General features: G+C 48.5%; 18 protein-coding genes. 3 read left to right on the top strand and 15 right to left on the bottom strand.

Features of this window, described 5'->3' with window-relative positions:
• Positions 1–248 precede the first annotated feature (248 nt).
• From rlmD to NST47_RS05710, 5 genes are all read right to left on the bottom strand, one after another.
• On the bottom strand, positions 249–1,844 hold the full coding sequence (gene rlmD / locus NST47_RS05730) for a 23S rRNA (uracil(1939)-C(5))-methyltransferase RlmD (protein ID WP_341154271.1): 1,596 nt from the start codon (positions 1,842–1,844) through the stop codon (positions 249–251).
• 206 nt (positions 1,845–2,050) lie between these two features.
• Positions 2,051–2,959, bottom strand: coding sequence for a diacylglycerol kinase (locus NST47_RS05725; protein ID WP_341154270.1), 909 nt, complete (start codon positions 2,957–2,959; stop codon positions 2,051–2,053).
• Positions 2,960–2,991: 32 nt separating this feature from the next.
• A complete protein-coding gene (locus NST47_RS05720; protein ID WP_341154269.1) occupies positions 2,992–3,756 on the bottom strand; it encodes a sirohydrochlorin chelatase in 765 nt (254 codons plus the stop codon).
• 4 nt (positions 3,757–3,760) lie between these two features.
• The gene (locus tag NST47_RS05715) at positions 3,761–4,024 is read right to left on the bottom strand and encodes a hypothetical protein (RefSeq protein ID WP_341154268.1); all 264 of its coding nucleotides are present in this window, start codon (positions 4,022–4,024) and stop codon (positions 3,761–3,763) included.
• 109 nt (positions 4,025–4,133) lie between these two features.
• Entirely contained in the window at positions 4,134–4,424 is a 291-nt protein-coding gene (locus tag NST47_RS05710) for a YerC/YecD family TrpR-related protein (RefSeq protein WP_076235767.1), read from the bottom strand.
• Positions 4,425–4,694: 270 nt separating this feature from the next.
• On the opposite strand from NST47_RS05710, the gene NST47_RS05705 reads away from it, so the two are divergent.
• Positions 4,695–5,195: a hypothetical protein gene (locus tag NST47_RS05705; RefSeq protein ID WP_341154267.1), complete on the top strand. Its 501-nt coding sequence runs from the start codon at positions 4,695–4,697 to the stop codon at positions 5,193–5,195.
• A 153-nt stretch (positions 5,196–5,348) separates the two neighbouring features.
• Here NST47_RS05705 and NST47_RS05700 read toward each other — a convergent pair whose 3' ends face one another.
• On the bottom strand, positions 5,349–6,080 hold the full coding sequence (locus tag NST47_RS05700) for a ThuA domain-containing protein (RefSeq protein ID WP_240420447.1): 732 nt from the start codon (positions 6,078–6,080) through the stop codon (positions 5,349–5,351).
• Between the two features lie 210 nt (positions 6,081–6,290).
• On the opposite strand from NST47_RS05700, the gene NST47_RS05695 reads away from it, so the two are divergent.
• Both NST47_RS05695 and NST47_RS05690 read left to right on the top strand, forming a co-directional pair.
• Positions 6,291–7,229, top strand: coding sequence for a helix-turn-helix domain-containing protein (locus tag NST47_RS05695; RefSeq protein WP_341154266.1), 939 nt, complete (start codon positions 6,291–6,293; stop codon positions 7,227–7,229).
• 183 nt (positions 7,230–7,412) lie between these two features.
• Positions 7,413–9,779, top strand: a complete 2,367-nt coding sequence (locus NST47_RS05690) for a PBP1A family penicillin-binding protein (RefSeq protein ID WP_341154265.1) — start codon at positions 7,413–7,415, stop codon at positions 9,777–9,779.
• 78 nt (positions 9,780–9,857) lie between these two features.
• On the opposite strand, the gene NST47_RS05685 is transcribed toward NST47_RS05690, so the two are convergent.
• The 9 genes from NST47_RS05685 to NST47_RS05645 all read right to left on the bottom strand — a co-directional run bounded on the left by NST47_RS05685 (position 9,858) and on the right by NST47_RS05645 (position 20,481).
• The gene (locus NST47_RS05685; protein WP_341154264.1) at positions 9,858–10,829 is read right to left on the bottom strand and encodes a siderophore ABC transporter substrate-binding protein; all 972 of its coding nucleotides are present in this window, start codon (positions 10,827–10,829) and stop codon (positions 9,858–9,860) included.
• Positions 10,830–10,929: 100 nt separating this feature from the next.
• Positions 10,930–11,688 (bottom strand): iron ABC transporter ATP-binding protein, encoded by a 759-nt coding sequence (locus NST47_RS05680; protein ID WP_341154263.1) that lies wholly within the window; start codon positions 11,686–11,688, stop codon positions 10,930–10,932.
• Complete coding sequence (locus tag NST47_RS05675) at positions 11,682–12,632, bottom strand: iron chelate uptake ABC transporter family permease subunit (RefSeq protein WP_341154262.1); 951 nt, start codon at positions 12,630–12,632, stop codon at positions 11,682–11,684. The genes NST47_RS05680 and NST47_RS05675 overlap by 7 nt, the downstream gene beginning before the upstream one ends.
• The gene (locus NST47_RS05670) at positions 12,625–13,575 is read right to left on the bottom strand and encodes an ABC transporter permease (protein ID WP_341154261.1); all 951 of its coding nucleotides are present in this window, start codon (positions 13,573–13,575) and stop codon (positions 12,625–12,627) included. Before NST47_RS05670 ends, NST47_RS05675 begins: the two co-directional genes overlap by 8 nt.
• Entirely contained in the window at positions 13,572–14,141 is a 570-nt protein-coding gene (locus tag NST47_RS05665) for a nitroreductase family protein (RefSeq protein ID WP_341154260.1), read from the bottom strand. Before NST47_RS05665 ends, NST47_RS05670 begins: the two co-directional genes overlap by 4 nt.
• Positions 14,142–14,324: 183 nt before the next feature.
• Positions 14,325–15,893 carry an AraC family transcriptional regulator gene (locus tag NST47_RS05660; protein WP_341154259.1) on the bottom strand — a complete coding sequence of 523 codons (1,569 nt, stop codon included), beginning with the start codon at positions 15,891–15,893 and terminating at the stop codon, positions 14,325–14,327.
• 411 nt (positions 15,894–16,304) lie between these two features.
• The gene (locus NST47_RS05655) at positions 16,305–16,430 is read right to left on the bottom strand and encodes a hypothetical protein (protein WP_341154258.1); all 126 of its coding nucleotides are present in this window, start codon (positions 16,428–16,430) and stop codon (positions 16,305–16,307) included.
• A 247-nt stretch (positions 16,431–16,677) separates the two neighbouring features.
• Entirely contained in the window at positions 16,678–17,832 is a 1,155-nt protein-coding gene (locus NST47_RS05650; RefSeq protein WP_341154257.1) for a glycoside hydrolase family 88 protein, read from the bottom strand.
• A 72-nt stretch (positions 17,833–17,904) separates the two neighbouring features.
• A complete protein-coding gene (locus NST47_RS05645) occupies positions 17,905–20,481 on the bottom strand; it encodes a glycoside hydrolase family 2 TIM barrel-domain containing protein (protein WP_445667353.1) in 2,577 nt (858 codons plus the stop codon).
• Between the last annotated feature and the right edge of the window lie 79 nt (positions 20,482–20,560).

The raw sequence follows: 20,560 nt of genomic DNA, 5'->3' as shown, positions 1-20,560 counted from the left end.
AAGCCGAAATATCACCCAAATATCTCTTAGTGTGACCAAACGTGTGACCACAGCCTCAAATCGCCGCCTTTTCAGGCATAGAAAAAACCGCCAAACGCTTGGAAACCCTTGTGTTTAGCGGCTTTTTTCGGTATGGAGCCTAGGGGGATCGAACCCCTGACCTCATCGCTGCCAGCGAAGCGCTCTCTCAGCTGAGGTAAGTCTACTAAACCTTCATCAACATTACATTTGAGCGAATCTGCCACATCTCATTTTCGAACCATCAATATGACCGACTCCACATGCACCGTATGCGGGAACATATCCACCGGCTGCACCTCCACCGTCCGATACCCACCATCCTCCAGCACCCTTAGATCCCTCGCCAGCGTCGATGGATTACAGGATACGTACACCACGCGCTTCGGCTGCATCTCCAGAATCGTCGATAGCAGAGCCGCATCGCAGCCCTTGCGCGGCGGGTCGACCACGATGACGTCGGGGCTGATGCCCTGACGACGCCATTTGGGAATGACGACCTCGGCTGGGCCGGCTTCGAACTGAACGTTGCTAATGCCGTTCAGCAGCGCATTGCGCCGCGCATCGTCGATAGCTTCCTCGACGATTTCGACGCCGTACACCTGGCGCGCACGCTGCGCCAGGAAGAGCGAGATCGTGCCGATGCCGCAGTAGGCATCGATCACCGTCTCTTCGCCGCTCAAGCCGGCGAATTCAAGTGCCTTGCCGTACAGAACCTCCGTCTGTACAGGATTCACTTGAAAAAACGATCGCGCGGATATCGCGAATCGGATATCTCCGATTGTATCGTAGATTACATCGTCGCCCCATAGTACTTTTGTCTGCTCACCGAAGATAACGTTCGTTTGTTCTCTGTTCACGTTCTGGCAAATACTCTTGATGCCGGGAATCGCCGCACGAAGCAGGCCCACGAGTTCATCCTTGTGCGGGATGTCATGACCATTGGTAATCAGGACGACCATAATATCTCCGGTATTAAAACCATAGCGGGCTACGACATGACGCAGCAGGCCTTTATGGGTTTCTTCGTTATACGGACGGATACCCAGCTCGCGGACGATCCGCTTAACCTCGGACACGACGCGGTCGTTATTCTCCTGTTGGATCAGGCAAGCCTCCATATCGATAATACGATGAGTACCTTGTGCATAAAAGCCGCCAACTAAGCCGCCTTCCATAACCGCAGGCACGGCTTCGCCACTGCCGCTCAAGTCCAAAGCGGGCTGAGCGCCAGCTTGTCCGATAGGCACCTGTGCTTTATTGCGATACCTCCACGGATCGTTCATACCCATCGCTGCATGAACGATGATACCTCCGTCAGCGTCAGCTTTTTCCGCTCCATTCTCAGCCACCTTCAGCTTCCCGATTCGCTCCAGATTGTCGACGACAAGCTGACGCTTGAAGCCCAGCTGCGCCTCGTAGCTTAAGTGCTGTAGCTGACATCCGCCGCACTGCACATAGATGGGACAGGGAGCCTTGATGCGGTCTGGGCTGGACTTCACAATTCGCAGCAGCTTCGCATAACCGTACTGCTTTTTCAGCTTCATCACCTTAACAAGCGCTCGCTCGCCCGGAAGCGCACCTTTAATAAAAAGGGTGAAGCCATTCACGCGGCCTACCCCTTCACCTTCATGTCCGATGCCGACGATCTCGGCCTCATACTCCTCGTTCCTGGCAACCGGCAAATCCGTTGTATCTACACTTGGCGCAGTCCTGCTTCTCAATCCCCGATTCGAATTCAGTAGAGTGCCTGAGCTGCCCACTTTATTCGCATCCTTGCCGGACCGATCTTTTTTATAGCCACTCTTGCCATTCTTTCTATTCATATCCGTTCACTCCATATTTGTATTTCCTGATCTGCACGGCAAGAGCCTGTCCATTGAAAGTAAACCGGTGAAGCACGCTCACCCTTACTCATCCATTGAACAGACTCCTGTGCGACATAAATTCGTTATTAACAGCCGAACTTGTCATAAAACTGGTCATTGATTACCACGATTATATTTGCCTATATGAGTAATTACCACTGGAATTACTTGTATACCGATAATCCACTCTCATCCACAAAAATTTGCACATGGGAGGGCAGGTTTGTAAACGTGCATGGCAGCGTTCCGCCGAATTCACCATCCAAATTAATTTGTACGTAATCCGGTGAGCTGACCTGGATCGAGCGTGTTTGCAGGTAAATAATATTAGGATCTCCCAGATGCTCACCACGCAGCGCTAACGACACGACGCGGATAAATTCGGCGAGATTGCACTTTTTGAGAATCAGCACATCGAACAAGCCGTCGTTCAGGGAAGCGTCCGGCGCCAGTCGCTCGAAGCCACCGACAGAGTTGCTGTTGGAGATAAGGAACAGCATGACCTCTTCATGAAAATCATTATCATCTGTACGGATGTAGAGCTCAATCGGGCTTAAGCGAGGCAGCTTTTCCAGCCCCTTCATATAGTAAGCCATTTGGCCGATCATCGTTTTCAGCTTGCTGGGCACTTCATAGGTCAGCTCTGTCAGGGAGCCGCCACCCGCGATGTTAATAAAATACCGTTGATCCATTTTGCCGACATCAATGTATTGCGCATGCTGCTGCAGGATCACGTCAACCGCGCCTTCCCAGCTGCGTGGAATGTTGAGCGCCCTAGCGAAATCATTGGTCGTTCCGAGTGGAAGAATTCCGATGGGAGGCCGGTATGCCTTCTCGGCTACGCCGTTGATAACCTCGTACAGGGTACCATCCCCACCCGCCGCGATAATAATATCGAAGCCGCGTTCGACTGCATCAGCTGCAGCCAGTGTAGCGTCGCCCTCGCCGATCGTCGCATGAGTGGAGGTTTCAATCCCGCCGCGTTCGAGCTGCTGCAAAATTTCCGGCAGACGTTTTCTCATTTCCTCTCTGCCAGAGGTTGGATTATATATTAATCTTGCACGTTTGGCCATTCCTTAATCACCCGTTCACATATATTGCAATCCTAACGTTTCCAAAAAGGAGCCGTTTGCTGCTCAATCCACCTTGACAACAGCGGATGAGGAAGCAACGACCTCCCATTATATTGATAAGTATATCCTTGCAGCCGCTCAGGAATGACCTCGTTTGTAAAATATCCCTCACTGAGAAAAAGCGGTACCACCAGCACCGTATGGTCTGGTTTCAGCTTGCGCCAACGATCCATTTTGGCTGGAATCTGGTTGGGCAGCAGCATCGCTACATCCACCTCATCAAAGCCTCCACATTCTTTTAACCTTGAAGCTAATTTCTCTAACCCTCTGCGCCACAGAAGATGAAAATTTCGTTCTATACTGCCATGACCGACCAACAGCACAAGCTCCTGGGAAGGAGCTGCTGACAGCGGCTTCATTTTTTCATACAATATTTGAGCAATAACAGGATCATCATCAATCGGTGCTGTAAAATGAATGACGGCCCGAATAGCAAAGGGTGTCATATCCGTCGGAAGAATCGGTTCAGGCTTAACGCCAAGCGCATAGCTGATTTCGTCGATATGTGTGCTCCCTGAGGAAATAAATAACGGCACCACGATAATATCTGTTACACCCAATGACTCCAGATGCGTAATTCCATCCTGAATGAGCCTACCCTCGACAATTTCTAGAAAGCTGGAAAACACCGGTATCCCCGTCGGTACCTGCACCGCATTGACGGCTTCGTCAACCAGTCGAACCCAATGCTCACTGCGCGAGCCATGGCTAATAACCAATACACCATATGTGACCAAAGACCTACCCCTCTCTCGTAACAAAAAAGAAGCGCTTCGGTGCCCCTCCGTTAATTTTGCCGCTGTTTCTTCCATTATAGCACAAATCTACCCATCCCAAATAGGTAAACATGCCAATAGTCGCATCTGGTGGTAAGTTGCTATATCCTATGGAGGGCACCGTATCTGTAAAGCCTGCTCCAAAGTCATTCATGGTCAAAAACAAAAAAGGAGTCTGCCTCAGCAGCCCCCTAACCTGTGGCAAAGCGACCTTACCAGTCTTTAGCATCCGCTTCATCCGTTTCTTGAAATACGATCAAGTAACTAAGCCTTCCACTAGTGATCGTTTCGAATCCCAAACCTGTCTTGCAGCCAAGTGAGCAAGCAATCTGTCTGATTCAGCGTCCTATGCGCTCCAAAGCGAGCTTATAACCGTCATTGCCATAATTCAGGCAACGCTTAACCCGGGAAATTGTCGCCGTACTGGCACCCGTCTCGGCTTCGATCTGGTTATATGTGTTGCCCTTGCGCAGCATTCTGGCGACCTCAAGCCGCTGGGACAAGGATTGAATTTCATTAACCGTACACAAGTCATCAAAAAAAACGTAACACTCTTCCACATCTTTTAATGTCAAAATCGATTCAAACAGTTGATCGATCGCTTTGTCGTTTAGCTTTTTCAATTGCATGTTCATTCAACCCCTTGATGGTCTTCTAAAATCCTATAATGGATGTATTCGACATGCACTGTAAAATTCCTTCCTTTAGGTTAGCAATACGTTACTCTTTTTATGCGTTAATGGGCTAAAATCAGGAAAAAAACCAAAAAACCGTGACAGGAGTCCAATCCATCCATTCGCCTACCACATAAACTACATAAGGGCAATCGTCTATAACCAAACCAAAAAAGGAATGTGAATCCGGTGAGCATACAAAGACCACCTATAGGAAATCGAGGCGTGAATACCCGCAGCTTCACACAAGAACCTCCATCCTATTCTTTGGGGACACAGCTTCCCAATCCGTATCCGGGGATCGGCACCAACTCCTACACACCACAGCCCCAGTATACGCCACAGGTATTGCAAGCAGCACCACCAACTCCGCCAGCCAGCGGTGGGGGTGGAGCACTTAGTAAGCTGACTTCTTTCTTCGGCGGAGGCGGTGCAGCCGGTTCAGGAGCAGCTACAGGGGCCAGCAGCGCAATCAATATTGCTCAAATGAAGCAAGTATTTGATCGTCTTGGTGGAATCGATGGCATTATGGACACCATGGGCAAGGTGCAAAAGATGGTCCAGAGCGTACAGCAGATGGCACCGCTCGTTAAGGTACTGATGGGCTCCTTCGGTAAAAAGAAAAAGGATGGCGATAGCGATGCCCCGCTTCGCCGCCGACGTCGTAAACGCACCAGCGGCAAGAGCACGAGTAAAAACCGCGGCAAACGCCGGAAAGCACGCTAACCAAGGCCGCACTTTCATACCATCGTTATCTCCACCCTCTCTGCTGAAGGAACATCCGTAAAGCTGCATGACGCAAAATCAGCTGCGCCCAGATAACCGGGTGCAGCTGATTTGTTGTGGAGCCACTAGAGCCTCGTAATATAAAACTAACCCTTACTCTTTCGCCTTGATCGGCTCCAAAGGCTGACTGTTGCCATACTTCGGATACTCACGAGTAGTCGGAGCAGCCCAATAGACACTGTTACGGATAACACGGCGCACCTGCTCATTATAGTAGGTAGGGTAAGATTCATGGCCTGGACGGAAGTAGAAAATCTTCCCTTGTCCACGGTGGAAGGTGCAGCCGCTGCGGAACACTTCTCCACCCTCAAACCAACTGACCAGGATCAGCTCGTCCGGAGCTGGAATATCAAAGTGCTCGCCGTACATTTCTTCGGATTCCAATTCAATGTAGGAGCCGATGCCTTCGACGATCGGATGACCCGGGGATACGACCCATAGACGTTCCTTCTCGCCGGCTTCTCTCCATTTCAGATCGCAGGAAGTGCCCATCAATTTTTTGAAAATTTTGGAGAAGTGACCTGAATGCAGCACGATCAGACCCATTCCATGCAGCACGCGATTATGTACACGCTGTACAATCTCATCCTGTACATCGCCATGCGCCTTGTGCCCCCACCAGATCAGCACATCCGTATTGTTCAAACGCTCCTCGGTCAAGCCATGCTCAGGCTCATCGAGTGTCGCATAGGACACATCCAGCTCCGTTCCCAAGCCCTCACCGATTACTTGATGTATGCCATTCGGGTAGACAGCACGTATTGCTTCATTTTCCTGTTCATGACGAAATTCATTCCATACGGTAACACGCAGCTTTTGACTCATTGGGATTGTAGCCTCCATATCGATTGGTTTGTAATATAACCTGTATTATATAGGAATATACCCATAAAATGATATGCTCAAAACTGTGTGTTCTTTATTCAAAAACGCCTTCGCCCCATCAAATCATGCTATACTAATCTATACATACAAACAAATCGATTATCCAATACTGGTATCGTTGATCGGTTAAATTTTGGAGGTAGCATCCATATGTTCATGGCTCCGGAGCAAGAAACAGAAGTTCACAATGAGCTGGTCGATTATCAAAATCCGTTACTTCGTTTGAAAGTATGGCGAATTACAGATGACGATACGGTCATGAAAAATGAAGATACGAGCAAATCCCCCGCAATCGTTCCCCCATCGAAACGTCGTTGGCATTATCATAAGGAAGTTGAATTCCTCGCCATCATTGAAGGCTCGCTCAGCGTGCAGACGAAGCATGATATTCGTGTGCTGCAGAGTGGGGATGTCCATGTGCTGGGCAGCTCGCAGCTTCATCGCACCAAGAAGGAAGGTGTGGAGCCGTTTAATTATTTGGTATGCCAGTTTGATCTGGCTCAGCATTTTGACGAAAGTATAATGCCATATTTGCATTATTTCAGCGAAATCCGCCGCCCGCTTGGGCTTCTTAACTATATGTTCTGTGAGCATGCTAATATACAAAAACAGGCACATGATATTATTATGGACATTTTTACAGAATCACAAACCAAACAAAAAGGCTGTGAGCTTGCCATTACGGCTTCCATTCGGCGCTTGCTCCTGCTTCTTCTGCGAAATGATACACGTGGTGTACTGCATGGCTCGGAACGGGATGAGCTGACACGCCTGCAGCCAGCACTGGATTATGTGGAGCAGCATATGGCTGAGAAAATCTCGATCGAGCAGGCATGCGCAGTACTCAACCTGAGCTACCATTATTTTATTAAATATTTTAAAAAGGTAATGGGGTTGTCCTTCGTCGATTATGTGAACTTCAAGCGCATCAAAAAAGCCGAGCGTCTGCTGCTCACCCAGGATGTCAGTATAGTAGAAGTAGGCGAGGCTGTCGGGATTCCGAATATGGCGCAATTTTACAAGCTGTTTAAACGACATAATCATTGCTCCCCGAAGGAATTTAAGCTGCGTATGAAACTCGAATCCTGAATTTCATCGATATGTACCCAACTACACCTCTAAAGAGACATCATTTTTCGAACAGTATACAATATGAGGAACAATGTGCGTAGCCTTTCATGACTACAAATCATCTTTAAATCAGCTTTCATGTTTGGCCCACCCCCTCTAGTGGTAAGAACCCTAGTACAACTTAATATGGGGGAACAACAGATGACTATTCAAATCAAACTAAAAATCGCAGCGCTGTCCCTTCTGTTTCTCATCGTGTTCACCGGGCTCGGAACGGCTACTGTCGCTTGGTGCTGGAATTCCTATATGAATATATATCGAGCTATCGATATTTCAGCCCTCAGTAAGGAGCCTCCGCGTTCTACGGTTTTTTATGACGGCAACGGGGGCGTTATCACCGAACTAACGAATTCGCGGATGGAATATATGCCTCTCGACCAATTTCCCAAGACGGTGCAGGAAGCAGTTATTGCCGTGGAGGATGCCCGATTCCGCGAGCATCAAGGCATCGATTTTAATGGAATCGCACGAGCCTTATATCATAACTGGAAGTCCGGGGAGACGGTTCAAGGTGGCAGTACCATTACTCAACAGCTTGCCAAGACTTTGCTATTCTCGCCCGAGCAAACGTATTCCCGTAAAATCAATGAAGCTGTCGCCTCCATCAAAATCGAAAAAGAGTATTCCAAAGATCAAATACTGGAGCTGTATTTGAATTATATTTATTTTGGTGAAGGTTCTTGGGGGTTACAGCGGGCTGCAGAATCGTATTTTGGTAAACAAGCTATGGAATTAACTTTATCGGAGAGTGCCTTGCTTGCTGCCATTCCAAAATCGCCCACCAACTATTCACCTGTGAAAAAGCCTGAGCAGGCCAAGGAACGAAGGAATCTTGTATTAAGTTTGATGGCAGAGCAGGGCCGTATTACAGAGGCTGAACGGGATAACGCCCGTAATGAAGAAATCAAGCTTGCCATTCGGACGGAGCCTAAGGTTGCCAAGCATCCATCCTTTGTGGATCATGTGATTAACGAAGCCATCGATAAGTACGGCTTAACGGAACAGCAGATTTTATCGTCCGGCTACCATATTTACACGACCATGGCTCCCACAGTTCAGAATGCGGCGGAAGAGGTATACAAAGATGCCTCCTTGTTCCCCGAGGATGCTGGTGGGTTGCAGAGTGGAATCGTACTGATGCAGCCGCAAACCGGTGCTGTACTTGGCATTGTAGGCTCCCGCAATCCGAAGCAGGAGTTCCGTGAATTCAATTATGCCACACAAAATGAACGGCAGCCGGGGTCAGCCATCAAGCCGATTCTAGTATATGCGCCTGCACTAAGCGAGGGCTACGGTCCGAAGGATAAGATCTTTGACGCGGAAACCGATTTTGGCGGCTCCTATACACCGATGAATTACATGCGTCAGCTTCATGGCTGGGTCACGCTGGAGGATGCCCTGATTCAATCCTACAATATTCCGGCTGTAGCCCTGCTGAAGGAAATCGGTATCGATAATGGCTTGGCTTTCGCCAGCAAAGCCGGACTGACCCTACAGCCTGAGGATCGAACCTTAGGGATAGCCTTGGGCGGCATGAGCAGGGGTACCTCTCCGCTTGCAATGGCACAAGCCTATACGATGTTCGCCAATCAAGGAAATATGGCCAAGGCTTATGCCATTACGAAGATCGTTGATCGCAAGGGGCAGCTGGTCGGCTCCGAGACGGTTCCGGTATTGGAGCCGCTGCTGGACCCCAGTACAGCCTTCACGATGACCAGGATGCTTGAAGAGGTCGTTAATGACGGTACCGGGCAAAGTGCTCAGATGGATCGACCCGTAGCTGGCAAAACCGGTACGACTCAGCTTCCCGACATTCCGGAATTCAAGGATGAAAACGGCAATCAAATCGACGGCTCCAAGGATGCCTGGTTTGTCGGGTATACCCCTGAGCTAGTTGCTGCCGTATGGCTGGGATATGAAAAAACGAACAAAGATCATTATTTATCAACAACAGGTGGTCGGTACCCTGCCGCTTTATTTAAAGAAGTCGTCAGCCGTGCGCTGCAGGATGCTCCCGTATCCGACTTCGAAGAACCCGAGAGTTATGCCTACGTGCGTGGAGGCAGCAAAAGAATTAATGGCGAACAGGAGGTCATCCTGCTTGCCGCTGCTGCAGCCGAGAAAGCAGCCCGTGATAAGGAACAGGCCCTGAAGCAAGCCCTAATCGCCAAAGCCGAGGCTGACAAAGCGGCTGCGCTCGCCGTGAAGTCACCGTCCAGCAAAGACAAACCCGCGGACACGAAAAAGGATAACAACGGCAAGCCGACAGTCGCCCCCTCCAATGCTGACAAGAATAAGACTCCAACAACAGCAAGTACCAAGAAGGATTCGGATAATAAGGATAATACCAAGAACGATAAAGCGGTTCCCGCTAAGGATCAGAAGACTGTGGCGGCGTCCAAGGATTCCAATGACAAGAATAAAGCTAAAGATACTAAAGATAAGGATCAAACTCCTATCGTCAAGAGCAGCAAAAATACGACCGAATCCAAGAAAACTACCAAGTAATAAGTGAAGCGTATATACAAATAAACAGGAGCAAGCAGCTGCTCGCTGCTTGCTCCTGTTTATTGTTATGCCTGCTTACTATTTCAACCCTTTATCAACTTCATCGATCATTGCAGCAGTGGAGATCAGGCCACCACCGGATAAGTACCAGTAGTTTGGATCCAGATAAACAATGTTACCGTTTTTGAAAGCATTTGTTTTCTTAACCAATTCATTTTCGATCACTTGTTTCGCTGTTGTTTTGCTTTCACCTACAGCGGTTTCGCGGTCAACAACGAACAGGTAGTCAGGGTTTTTCTCAACAATGTATTCAAAAGAGATGGATTGACCATGTGTCGATACTTCAATGTTTTTCTCGACAGGTACCACATTCAGTACATCATGGATAATACCAAAGCGTGAGCCCGGTCCATATGCGGTTACTTTGCCTCCGCTAACTAATGTGATCAGAGCTTTTTTGTTGTCGCCTGCGGCTTTGGCATTGACTTTTTTGATGGATTCATTGATTTTGGCTAATTCTGCATCAACCGCTGCTTCTTTACCAAACAGCTTACCGATGATTTTGGAGTTTTCGGTGAATGAATCCATATAACGCTTCGCATCCACGCCTACGAATACAGTCGGTGCAATTTTGTTAAGTTCTGCATAAGAAGCATTCTGTCTACCTGAAATCAGGATCAGGTCAGGACTCAGCGCATTGATTTTTTCAAAATCAGGCTCTTGCAGCGTTCCGACATTTTTATATTTGGCATCTTTGTATTTAGCCAGATATGGAGGAAGATTCGATTGTGGCACCCCTGTAACTTCAATGCCTAATTTATCCAAAGTATCGAGCATTCCGTAGTCAAACACGACAACTTTTTTCGGGTTTGTTTTGACCTTGGCTTCACCCAATTGGTGCTTGATCGTAAGTTCAGTCGGAGCGGCAGGTTCAGCTGCTGGAGCCGGTGTGGACGCAGCAGGTGCTGGCGTTGTTGCAGCCGGAGCTTTGGCAGTTTCATTGGAAGCGGTCGAACCGCACGCAGCAGCAACAAGGGCAATTATTAACATACAAACAAACATGGATAATTTTCTTTTCACTCTGTTCACCTCTATAAGTTTTTTTATTTGTACTCATGTACAGACGTTGGTTCATGGAGCCAACGCTTGTTTATGAGAAATAAACACATATTTTATTGCCGTTAATCGTTTCAATCTGAATGTCCATATCGTAAACTTCCTTTAATACCTCGGAGTCGATGATCTCGTCAGTCGTGCCCTCTCTGACGACCCTTCCATCCTTGAGTGCTACGATATAGTCGGAATAACAGGAAGCAAAATTGATGTCATGGAGCACCAGCACAATCGTTTTGCCCAGCTCACTGACCATCCTTTGCAGCACCTTCATAATTTGCACGGAATGCTTCATATCCAGGTTGTTCAGCGGTTCATCGAGCAATATGTATTCCGTATTCTGCGCGACTACCATAGCAATGTAAGCCCTTTGCCGCTGGCCGCCGCTTAATTGATCCAAATATTTGTCCTGGATATCCACCAGATCCATATAGACAATCGCTTCATCCACGTACTTCCAATCCTCGGGACTTAGTCTGCCTTGAGAGTAGGGAAAGCGTCCAAAGCTTACCAATTCCTTGATGGTCAGACGAATATTGATATGGTTGGATTGCTTGAGAATCGATATTTTGCGGGCCAAATCATTGCTCTTCCACTTGCCAATCTCGGTATCCTCGATGAGCACCTCGCCGCTATCCTTCGTGATCAGTCGGCTTACGATGGATAGAAGTGTGCTTTTGCCTGCTCCGTTCGGACCGATGAATGAGGTGATTTTACCTTTGGCGATTCTAACTGATACATCATCGACGACATTTTTGTTACCGTATCGTTTGGATACCCGCCTTACTTCTACCACGATTTATTCTCCTTTAACAGCAAATAAATAAAGTAAATACCGCCGATCAGATTAATCACTACGCTGACGGTCGTTGTGAACGTAAATACCCGCTCGACGATTAACTGCCCGCCAACCAGAGCCACAATACTGATCAGAATCGACCCGGGAATTAATATGCTGTGCCGGTACGTCCTGAACATCTGATGGGCCACATTCGCCACAAGCAATCCAAGGAAGGTGATCGGGCCGACGAGGGCAGTCGATATGGAAATGAGAATAGCGACGAGAATCAGCAATCTTTTGACCACATGATCGTAATTGATGCCGAGATTAATCGCATGCTCCTTTCCCAGTGAGAGCACATCCAGGTATTTGGCAAATTTCCAGAAATACACCGCTACTCCAAGCACAACAATAAAGGAAACCGTAAGCAGATCGGAGCCGATCCTGTTAAAGCTGGCAAACATTTTGTCCTGCACATGCAAAAATTCATTCGGATCAATCATCACCTGCATAAAGGACGAGAAGCTTTGGAACAAAGTACCCATTATAATGCCGATCAGCAGCAGGAAATAGATGTTTTGCCCCTCTCGCTTGAAAATGATCTTGTACAGCACCCCTGAGAACACAACCATCAAGCCCACAGAAGCTGCAAAATGCATATGCTTGCTCATCAACGACAATGCCGCAGAACCAAAGAAATAAACGATAAACGTTTGGAAAAGCATATATAGCGAATCGAGTCCGAGTATACTTGGCGTCAAAATCCGGTTATTCGTAATCGTCTGGAATACCATGGTAGAAAATGCGATAGCAGCAGCCGTCAGTACGATGGCAAGAATTTTGATTCCTCTTCTGGGCAGCACGTAACCCCAGTTGGTGCCGGATTGAATAAATATAAACGTAATGATAAGTGACAGTGCGACTGCGGCCAAAATCGTAATTTTGACTTTATTATGCATAAGCCTTTCTCCTCAACAGCAGGTACAGAAAAATCCCGCTCCCTATGACACCGACTGTAAGGCCTATCGAGATCTCATACGGATAAATAATGACCCGACCGAGAATGTCACAAAACAACACGAAGGCAGCGCCCAATAAGGCGGTATGGCTCAAGCTTTTTTTGAGATGATCGCCTTGATACAGCGTGACGATATTGGGAATGATCAGCCCAAGAAACGGAATCATACCGACGGTCAGAATCACGACTGAGGTAACCAACGCCACGATAACCAGCCCAATGTTGACGACCTGCTTGTAGTTGAGTCCGAGATTAATCGAGAATTCCTCACCCATACCCGCTACGGTAAACTTGTTGGCATACAAATAAGCAATGATCACGACCGGAATACTGATATACAGCATTTCGTAACGGCCTTTCATGATCATTGAGAAATCTCCGTGCAGCCAAGCCGAGATGCTTTGAATAAGATCATGCTTGTAAGCAAAAAACGTAGTCGTCGAACCAACGATCTGCCCGAACATCAGCCCCACCAGAGGGATGAAAATAACGTCCTTGTACTTGACCTTGTCGAGAATTTTCATAAAAATGAATGTACCGAGCAGGGCAAAGGCAAAGGAAACGAGCATTTTTTGCATTGGACTGGCAGTTGTAAACATCATTAAGGAAACCAAAATCCCAAAGCGCGCCGAATCCTCAGTCCCTGCCGTTGTTGGCGAGACGAATTTATTACGGGTCAGCTGCTGCATAATGAGACCAATCACACTCATGCTGACGCCAGCAATAATGAGACTGATCAAACGCGGAAAACGGCTGATCAGCAGAATTTCCCACTGCTCCTCCGTCAGACTCAGCAGATGCAAGGGACTGATGTCCTTCACACCTATGAACACCGAACAAAATGATAAAATCACAATCGCTATGATCAAATATCTCTGTTTCATAAGGCTTGATCGATGACCGTAATGCGTTCAGCAGCGGGAATTCTCGGTTGTGCGTTCGGAATTTGCTCCGGATAACCTACATGTAAACTGCCTATTGCTCTTTCACCCGGCTCGATGCCCAAGGCTTCACGGAATCCAGGGTCAGACAGCAGCGGATAGCTCTCCCATACCAAGCCAATGCCCTGCTCCCAAGCTAACAGGCTAAAGTTGTGAATGAGGCAGCTTGTAGAGGCATAATCCTCCTCACGAACGCTAATAGACGGATTTTCTTTCATCACAACGACAACGAACGTGGGTACCGCCATAAATTTATCGTAAAATTTTTGTCCGAGCTCCTTGGCTTTCTCAGGGTCTCTCTCTCTCTTTCCCACGTTGTTGCGACTGATTTCCGCGATCCGCTTGCGCCCTTCTCCACGGACAATCACAAACCGCCAAGGCTGTGTCATCTTGTGATTTGGCACCCATACTGCGGTATCAAGCAGTTCGGTTACAAGCTCAACGGGAACCTCACGGTTTTGAAACCGATGGACGGACCGTCTTTCTTTTAAAAGCTCTGCTAAGTTCATATTTCTTCCCCCAGAATGTGGTCAAGATCAGTTTGAACTGCTAATAAGGTGAAAACGTGATAGTAATAATCATTCTCACTTCGATATCATAAAACAGCCACCCTCTGCTGAGAATGGACTTTTCTGCAGGGGGCTTGGATATTCCTATTTGTACACAGGCAGACATCGCCATTTATGCTGGTTTTAGTCCATTCTGACAAGCAATTGTTTTACCATTTGCTCCACCAGACTCTCATTGACTATCGGATTGTAGAGCGGTGAATCATATTCACGAAGAAACAGGCATCGTTTTTTGAGGCGACTCGGCTTCAAGACGCACCACTGATTTTCAAGCTCCACGCAAAAAGCTTCTGTTGTCGAAGAATGCATCAGGAACAATACATTTTCGCAATCGAGCTCAGCAATTTCTTCAAGCTTATCGACCTTCATCAGGCTGATCTGCTTGGCTGGAGACGGCGGGGTGACCTGTAGATCCTCATAAAAAATTTCTCTCAGCTTTCTAGATTTCATTCCAAACAAATAAAATCCGCCCTCCACCGCATGGACAACAAGAAACGGTTCATTACCAAGCACATTTTTCACATGACGGCGGGCATTTTCCACCTTCATATCGTAATAGGATAGCCACCATTCTGCGATTGATGCCAGTCCTAACAGCTCACTAATGTCCAGCAGCCGCTCTTTCCATGAATATTCCTTCCAATGAAGCACAACAACCGGGGCAATCTCTGAAAGCTTCTCATAATACTCGTTCGTGGTCGGCCCGCTTATAATCAATTCCGGCTGGGCAATGGCAAGCTGCTCCAGGACAAGCTCCGGATTATTTTCCCGCCAAGTCCGCTCGAACGATATATACGAGGTCATACCTAGAACAGCAAGATCACCGGCAAAAACACCGTTGAGATTAGCAACTTTTTTCTTCGCACGCGCGGTATATTCGGTTGGCGTCATCCCCATGTGCTTCTTAAACAAGCGGCTAAAATAGTACTCATCGAGATAACCGACAGCGTGGGCGGCCTCTACAATGGATGTTGTCCCTCCTGCCAGCAGGTGAAGCGAAGCGTCCATACGGATTTTGGTCATATATTTGTGCGGACTGAGCCCAGTCTGCTCTTTGAAAGCCATATAGAACCGACTGGGACTCGAACCCGAGGATTTGGCAAGCTCTTCAATGTCCAACGGATGATTGTATTGTTCCAGCATGAGTTGACGTGCCTGTTCGACAAAAATGATCAGGTCGGTTTGCGTTTCCTTCGGCTTTTGCACCGATTCCAGATAACAGGCAGCTATCGCGTATAAATGGGATTGGAGCTGGTAATACAACGCGGTTTCCACGTACTCATTTTCACTCATAAAATCATGAATCCAGCTGCGGACCTGCGGTGTGCGGAATGGATGGAAGTCATCGGAGAGCAGCGCGTCCATGGTCTGATAATCCGCTTTTCCCTTGGCTTGCTGCTGAGGTGTATCTTGGCTAAACCGGATGACGATGATCGTCACCATCTGACTCGCGGTCTGTTCCAGCTTGCACTGGCAATGGGCAGGAATCAGAAAAATTTCTCCACTGAGCGCATTACCGATCATGGGCTTACGGGAGGTTCTCAGCGTCACCTTCACTTTGTGCTGCATCACAAAAGCAAAAGCATACTCAGTGGCTGTGTGTATGTGAAGCGGCTGGCCTTTAACGATTTTGAGTTCTTCAGTGCTTCTATAGGTTAGGTTCATAGGACCGTTCAGATCAGGCTGTCGCATAGTAGTAGACATCTCCTTTTTTACACTGACCAGATCATGTGATGGGATAGAGCGAAAAATGAGCTAAGTTAAAAAAACGGAATCGTGAGTGTAGACAAGCTATGCTTGGACAATGACAACTTTGTGATTGTTGACCAAGCAGGTTTGGATACTATATTAAAAAATCGCGATTAAGGAGCAAATACGAGAAAGAAACTTGTATGATTATGGAACCCTTATACCTGCACTTGAAGCTTAATGATGATAATGATAATCATTTCCTAGTTTAACGATTTTCCTTGCAGGTTACAAGCCGCTGGGAATCATTAGCTTATACTTTGCGGACGAAAAGCAGGTCACACGAAAACCCCGCTTCTTCCTTGATGGAAGGAGCGGGGTGAACCCAATCGGTCAGCCGGAGTTTATTTTATTCTACTTTATCGGAGCTTCCATATAATCAATGCTCGACAGCTTTTCGGATAGTGAGGCTGCATGTGCAAAAAGCAACACACTGGTGCTGATTTTCAGCTTCTCAGTTCTCTTTAGCACAATTTGCATGCTCCACCTCCCTTTCTACCACAGACGGGGTTCATAACGATGAAAAACATCGCTACAAGGAATACAACCCCGTTCGGATGCTTCTAACGATGTTTTTCATCGTTACAGCGAGCTTTCCGCACATTTGAGGCTCCATATCGTCCTGTTACGATGTTTTTCATCGTACTGCAAGCCTATTTGGCTGTTCTTCGGTTTGTAACGATGTTTTGCATCGTAACAGGACTTGACTTGGAAAGTGCCTATGCTTTTAGAAAATCCGCGTTTTCCAGCCAAGCAGCTTGGCCAACGCTTCGACGTAATAGTAGTCTCCATAGATGAGGGAGACGTCGACGTTGGAGTTGGCCGGCTTGTGGCCGGTGCCGGCCAGCAGAATCGCCTCGTGCTCGGGACGATCCCACGTGGCGTAGTTTTGCGTCAGCGAGAGCAGGATGCGCTCAGCGGCCTTGCGGTACGGATTCCCCTGTACCGGAGGCAGCGCAGCGGCCAGCTCAAGCAGGCCCGAGGCGGCGCAGGAGGCCGCCGAGGTGTCACGCGGCTCAGCGTCAAGCGACTCTGCCGCGCGGAAGTCCCAATGCGCGACGTGGTCGTCCGGCAGCATGGAAAGGAAGTAATGCGCGACGCGCTGTGCCGCGTGCAAATACTTCGTATCGCCCGTATAGCGATACGTGTTCGCCATGCCGTGCAGCGCCCATGCGGCGCCACGGCTCCAGGCCGAGTCGGGACCGGCGCCTTGGCCGCCAAGCGACTCGATGACTTCCCCTGTCAGCGGATCGAAGCTGACAATGTGGTTCACTGAACCGTCGGGACGAATGAAATGATTCGCGACGGTGTCAGCATGAGCCTTGGCAATATGCGTAAACCGCGGGTCGGCAATCTCTTCGGCTGCCCAGAACAAAATCGACAGATTCATCGAGGAGTCGACAATCGACCAGCCGGTTTTATCCTGATTCCATGCCCGCAGGAAATTGCCTGCCATATTAAAACGGCCTGCCAGGAAATTCGCAGCCGCCAATCCCCTGCGTTTACCCTCTTCATCTCCGGTCAGCTTGTACTTGATAACGGCAGTCGGCAAATATTGAAAGCCCACATCATGATGAAAGTTACTCACCTGAATCGACTTCTGCTCAAACTTCTCATCCCAGCCCCAAGCCGCTTGCTTGTAATGCTCTTTGCCTGTCATTTCATACATAATCCACAGAATTCCCGGCCAGAAGCCGGAAGTCCACCAATCGTGACGCATATCGTCATAAATACCTGAATCCCGGGTCGCCACATGCGGCGACTTGCTGCCAATTTGTTCAATCATACGGTCTACCTTAAGCTGTAGTGCTTCCCATAATTGCGGCAAGGCTTCCTGCAAAGTATCAGCTTGCAAAAAAGTTGTTGATTCCGGTGAATTCATCCTGTTCATCCTCCTGAAATTGGAATGGAATTGTCCGTGCTATGAAGCAGCCGTTAAGGCACGGCAGATTTATTAAATAGTGATAAATACGGTAGATAGTCCTTCACTTGCCACACTCACGACGGATGCAGACCTGCGAACCGAAGCACCCGTTATTGGCGCCTGACTATCATCGATGATACCATCGTTGACTCCGCCAGTAGTCAGACCCGCTGTCACAGGCGCTGCTGTTCCGGCTCCCCCGGATGCAGGACCGCTTGCCGATACGAAGCCGCTAATTTGCACATTAGCAGCAGCCCCGCCAACCGGATCGATCAAGATCCGGGCGCGACCGTTGGCAAGCTGGATCAGGCTGGAGCCTCGAACCGTGCCCTGATGGTCGATCAGCTTGCCATCACCGGTCAGCCCGAAGCGGATAAAGTTGGTCGCATCCAAACATAAAACGCCTTGAGCATCATACGCCAGTACCTCGGCAAGCACGAGTCCATCCTTTTGAACCTGTGCGCTTAATTTCAGTTCAGCCGGAGCTCCCCAGCTCTGCGTCTGGTATTCGAATGACAGCTCATCCGTCACGGTCACGTCGTTCTTCGTCCCTACCACCTTCACCTGGTTGATCCCCGGCTGCAGCACCGTATCCCAGCGAAGTCCGGCAGCAGGAAAATTACGTGAATCGCGCTGTTTAACTCCAAGGCTGATTCCGTTCAGGAACAGCTCGGCTTCCGAGCAGTTGGAGTACACCTTGATTCGCTTGATTTCATCCTGACTGCCCCAGCGAACCGGCATTGTATGACCTTCGATCCGCACCATCGGCTGATCCGTCCAATACGATTGGTAGACGTAGTAGGCGTCTTTTTTTGTGAAATCCCGTTCGACGATACCCTTCATATTCAAATACGGAATCGGTGAATCCGGACGTACCGGAGTCGCAAAATCCTTGAAGGACCACTGTGCAGTACCTGTCAGCCAGTCCATATGCTCCTGCGATTTTAAATACCAATCGATCATCTCGCAGAAATAGGTTTCCGACCAATCACCGTCACGCGATACACGGGGCTCTCCACCTGTCAGCAAATAGTCACCGTCGCGCTCATCGGTATTGCCGCCACCCTGCCCGATAAACTCAAAGCCTGTGAAGGTTTTCTCCACGTGGCGTGTCGCCAGATTGTCCGCGCCCCATTCCATATGGAAAAACGCATCGACATTTTCAAAGGCTTGTCTGCTGCTTTCTTCATAATCTGTATAAATGCCACGGTACCATCCGGCCCAGATTGAAGGGGAATACACATCAATAATGTCTTTGCAAAATTCACAACGGCGAATTGCTGTCAGGCGGCTTGGATCAAGCTTATGCGACAGGTCGTGGAGCTCTTGCATAAACCCGCGAATTTCTTCCTGATCAAAATAATCAAAATCGCACTCCCAGTCGTTCTCATTGCCAAGCCCCCATAAAATAACGGAAGGATGATTGTAATGCTGCTCAATCATGGCGCTCAGCATGTCCCTGCACTGTTGACGGTATTGCTCACCACCCAGACCACCCCGGCACCAAGGAATTTCCTCCCATACCAGAATCCCCAGCTCATCACATAAATCGAGCACAATACGGGATTGCTGGTAATGCCCAAGCCGGATAAAGTTAGCTCCCATATCCTTGATCAGCTGCATTTCCGTACGGATCATGACCTCTGTCATGGCAGGTCCAATCCCTGCATGGTCCTCGTGACGATGTGTACCGCGCAGCAGTAACCGCTCACCATTCAGCTTGAACGGGCCTTGCTTGACAAATTCGAAGCTGCGAACGCCAAAGCGTTCTGTAATGCTGGTTTGACTGCTTGTATTCATCTGTTGGATCTGTCCATTTTTTAGCTCAACGGTACAGCTGTACAAGTGAGGCTCGGCAGGCGTCCAGAGAGAAGGCGCGGCAATCTCATACGAAGCAAGCTGCTTCATTCCCTGCCATGTCTGGGTTTGAACCGTAAACTCATCCATTTCCCGCCCATCGGGTCCATGCAAACGAATGACCAGCTCCAGTTCTTCATTCCGTTGAAGCGGGTTATATAAGGAAGCACGAACAGCAATTTGACAGCTTTCCAAATCTGCTGACAGCGATGTCTCGATATGCAGTCGCTCCAAGGAAATCGCCGGAACATAGACTACATTCAGATAGCGGTAAATACCCCCATACAGATTAAAATCGCTCGCATCTGATGGTATCGTTTCCAGGTCGCGGCTGTTATCACAAGCAATTGCTATCGGCGTAACCCCATGATAACGCTCCAGCTTAAGTGCTTCCTCGGCAGCCTCTGTAATGTCAATTGTAAATTCATCATAGCCACCCAGATGAGAGCCAACCTTTTTCGTATAGACATACACATCAGAGCGCTGGCCTGCTCCTTCAAAATGCAGCAGCGTCCGTCCCTGCGGATAGGGATTGTTTAGCTTCAGAAGTGTCCTGTACCAGCCTTGTCCCTGATAGTATTTACCGTCTGGATCCAATACGTCCAAACCGTTATAGGTATGCGGCAGCTCAACTTCATGCCAGGGCACGTTATAGTGATTTTGCAGCTTGTCCTGTCTCCATACTTCCCAGGGACCACCCAGACTTCCACGGTGATGCTGCCAATTGTCGATCAATCGATGCTTAATCAAGCCATTCACTCCCAGTTGTTTATTTATGCTCAGGCACGTTCTGCTTCTACTTAATAACCTTAACAAAAAATAGCACCGG

Origin of the sequence: Paenibacillus sp. FSL H8-0034 (assembly GCF_038000305.1) — a bacterium.
In the GTDB taxonomy this organism is placed as follows: domain Bacteria; phylum Bacillota; class Bacilli; order Paenibacillales; family NBRC-103111; genus Paenibacillus_S.
Note: the sequence above shows the minus strand (reverse complement) of the source record. Positions and strands in the feature narration are given on the sequence as shown.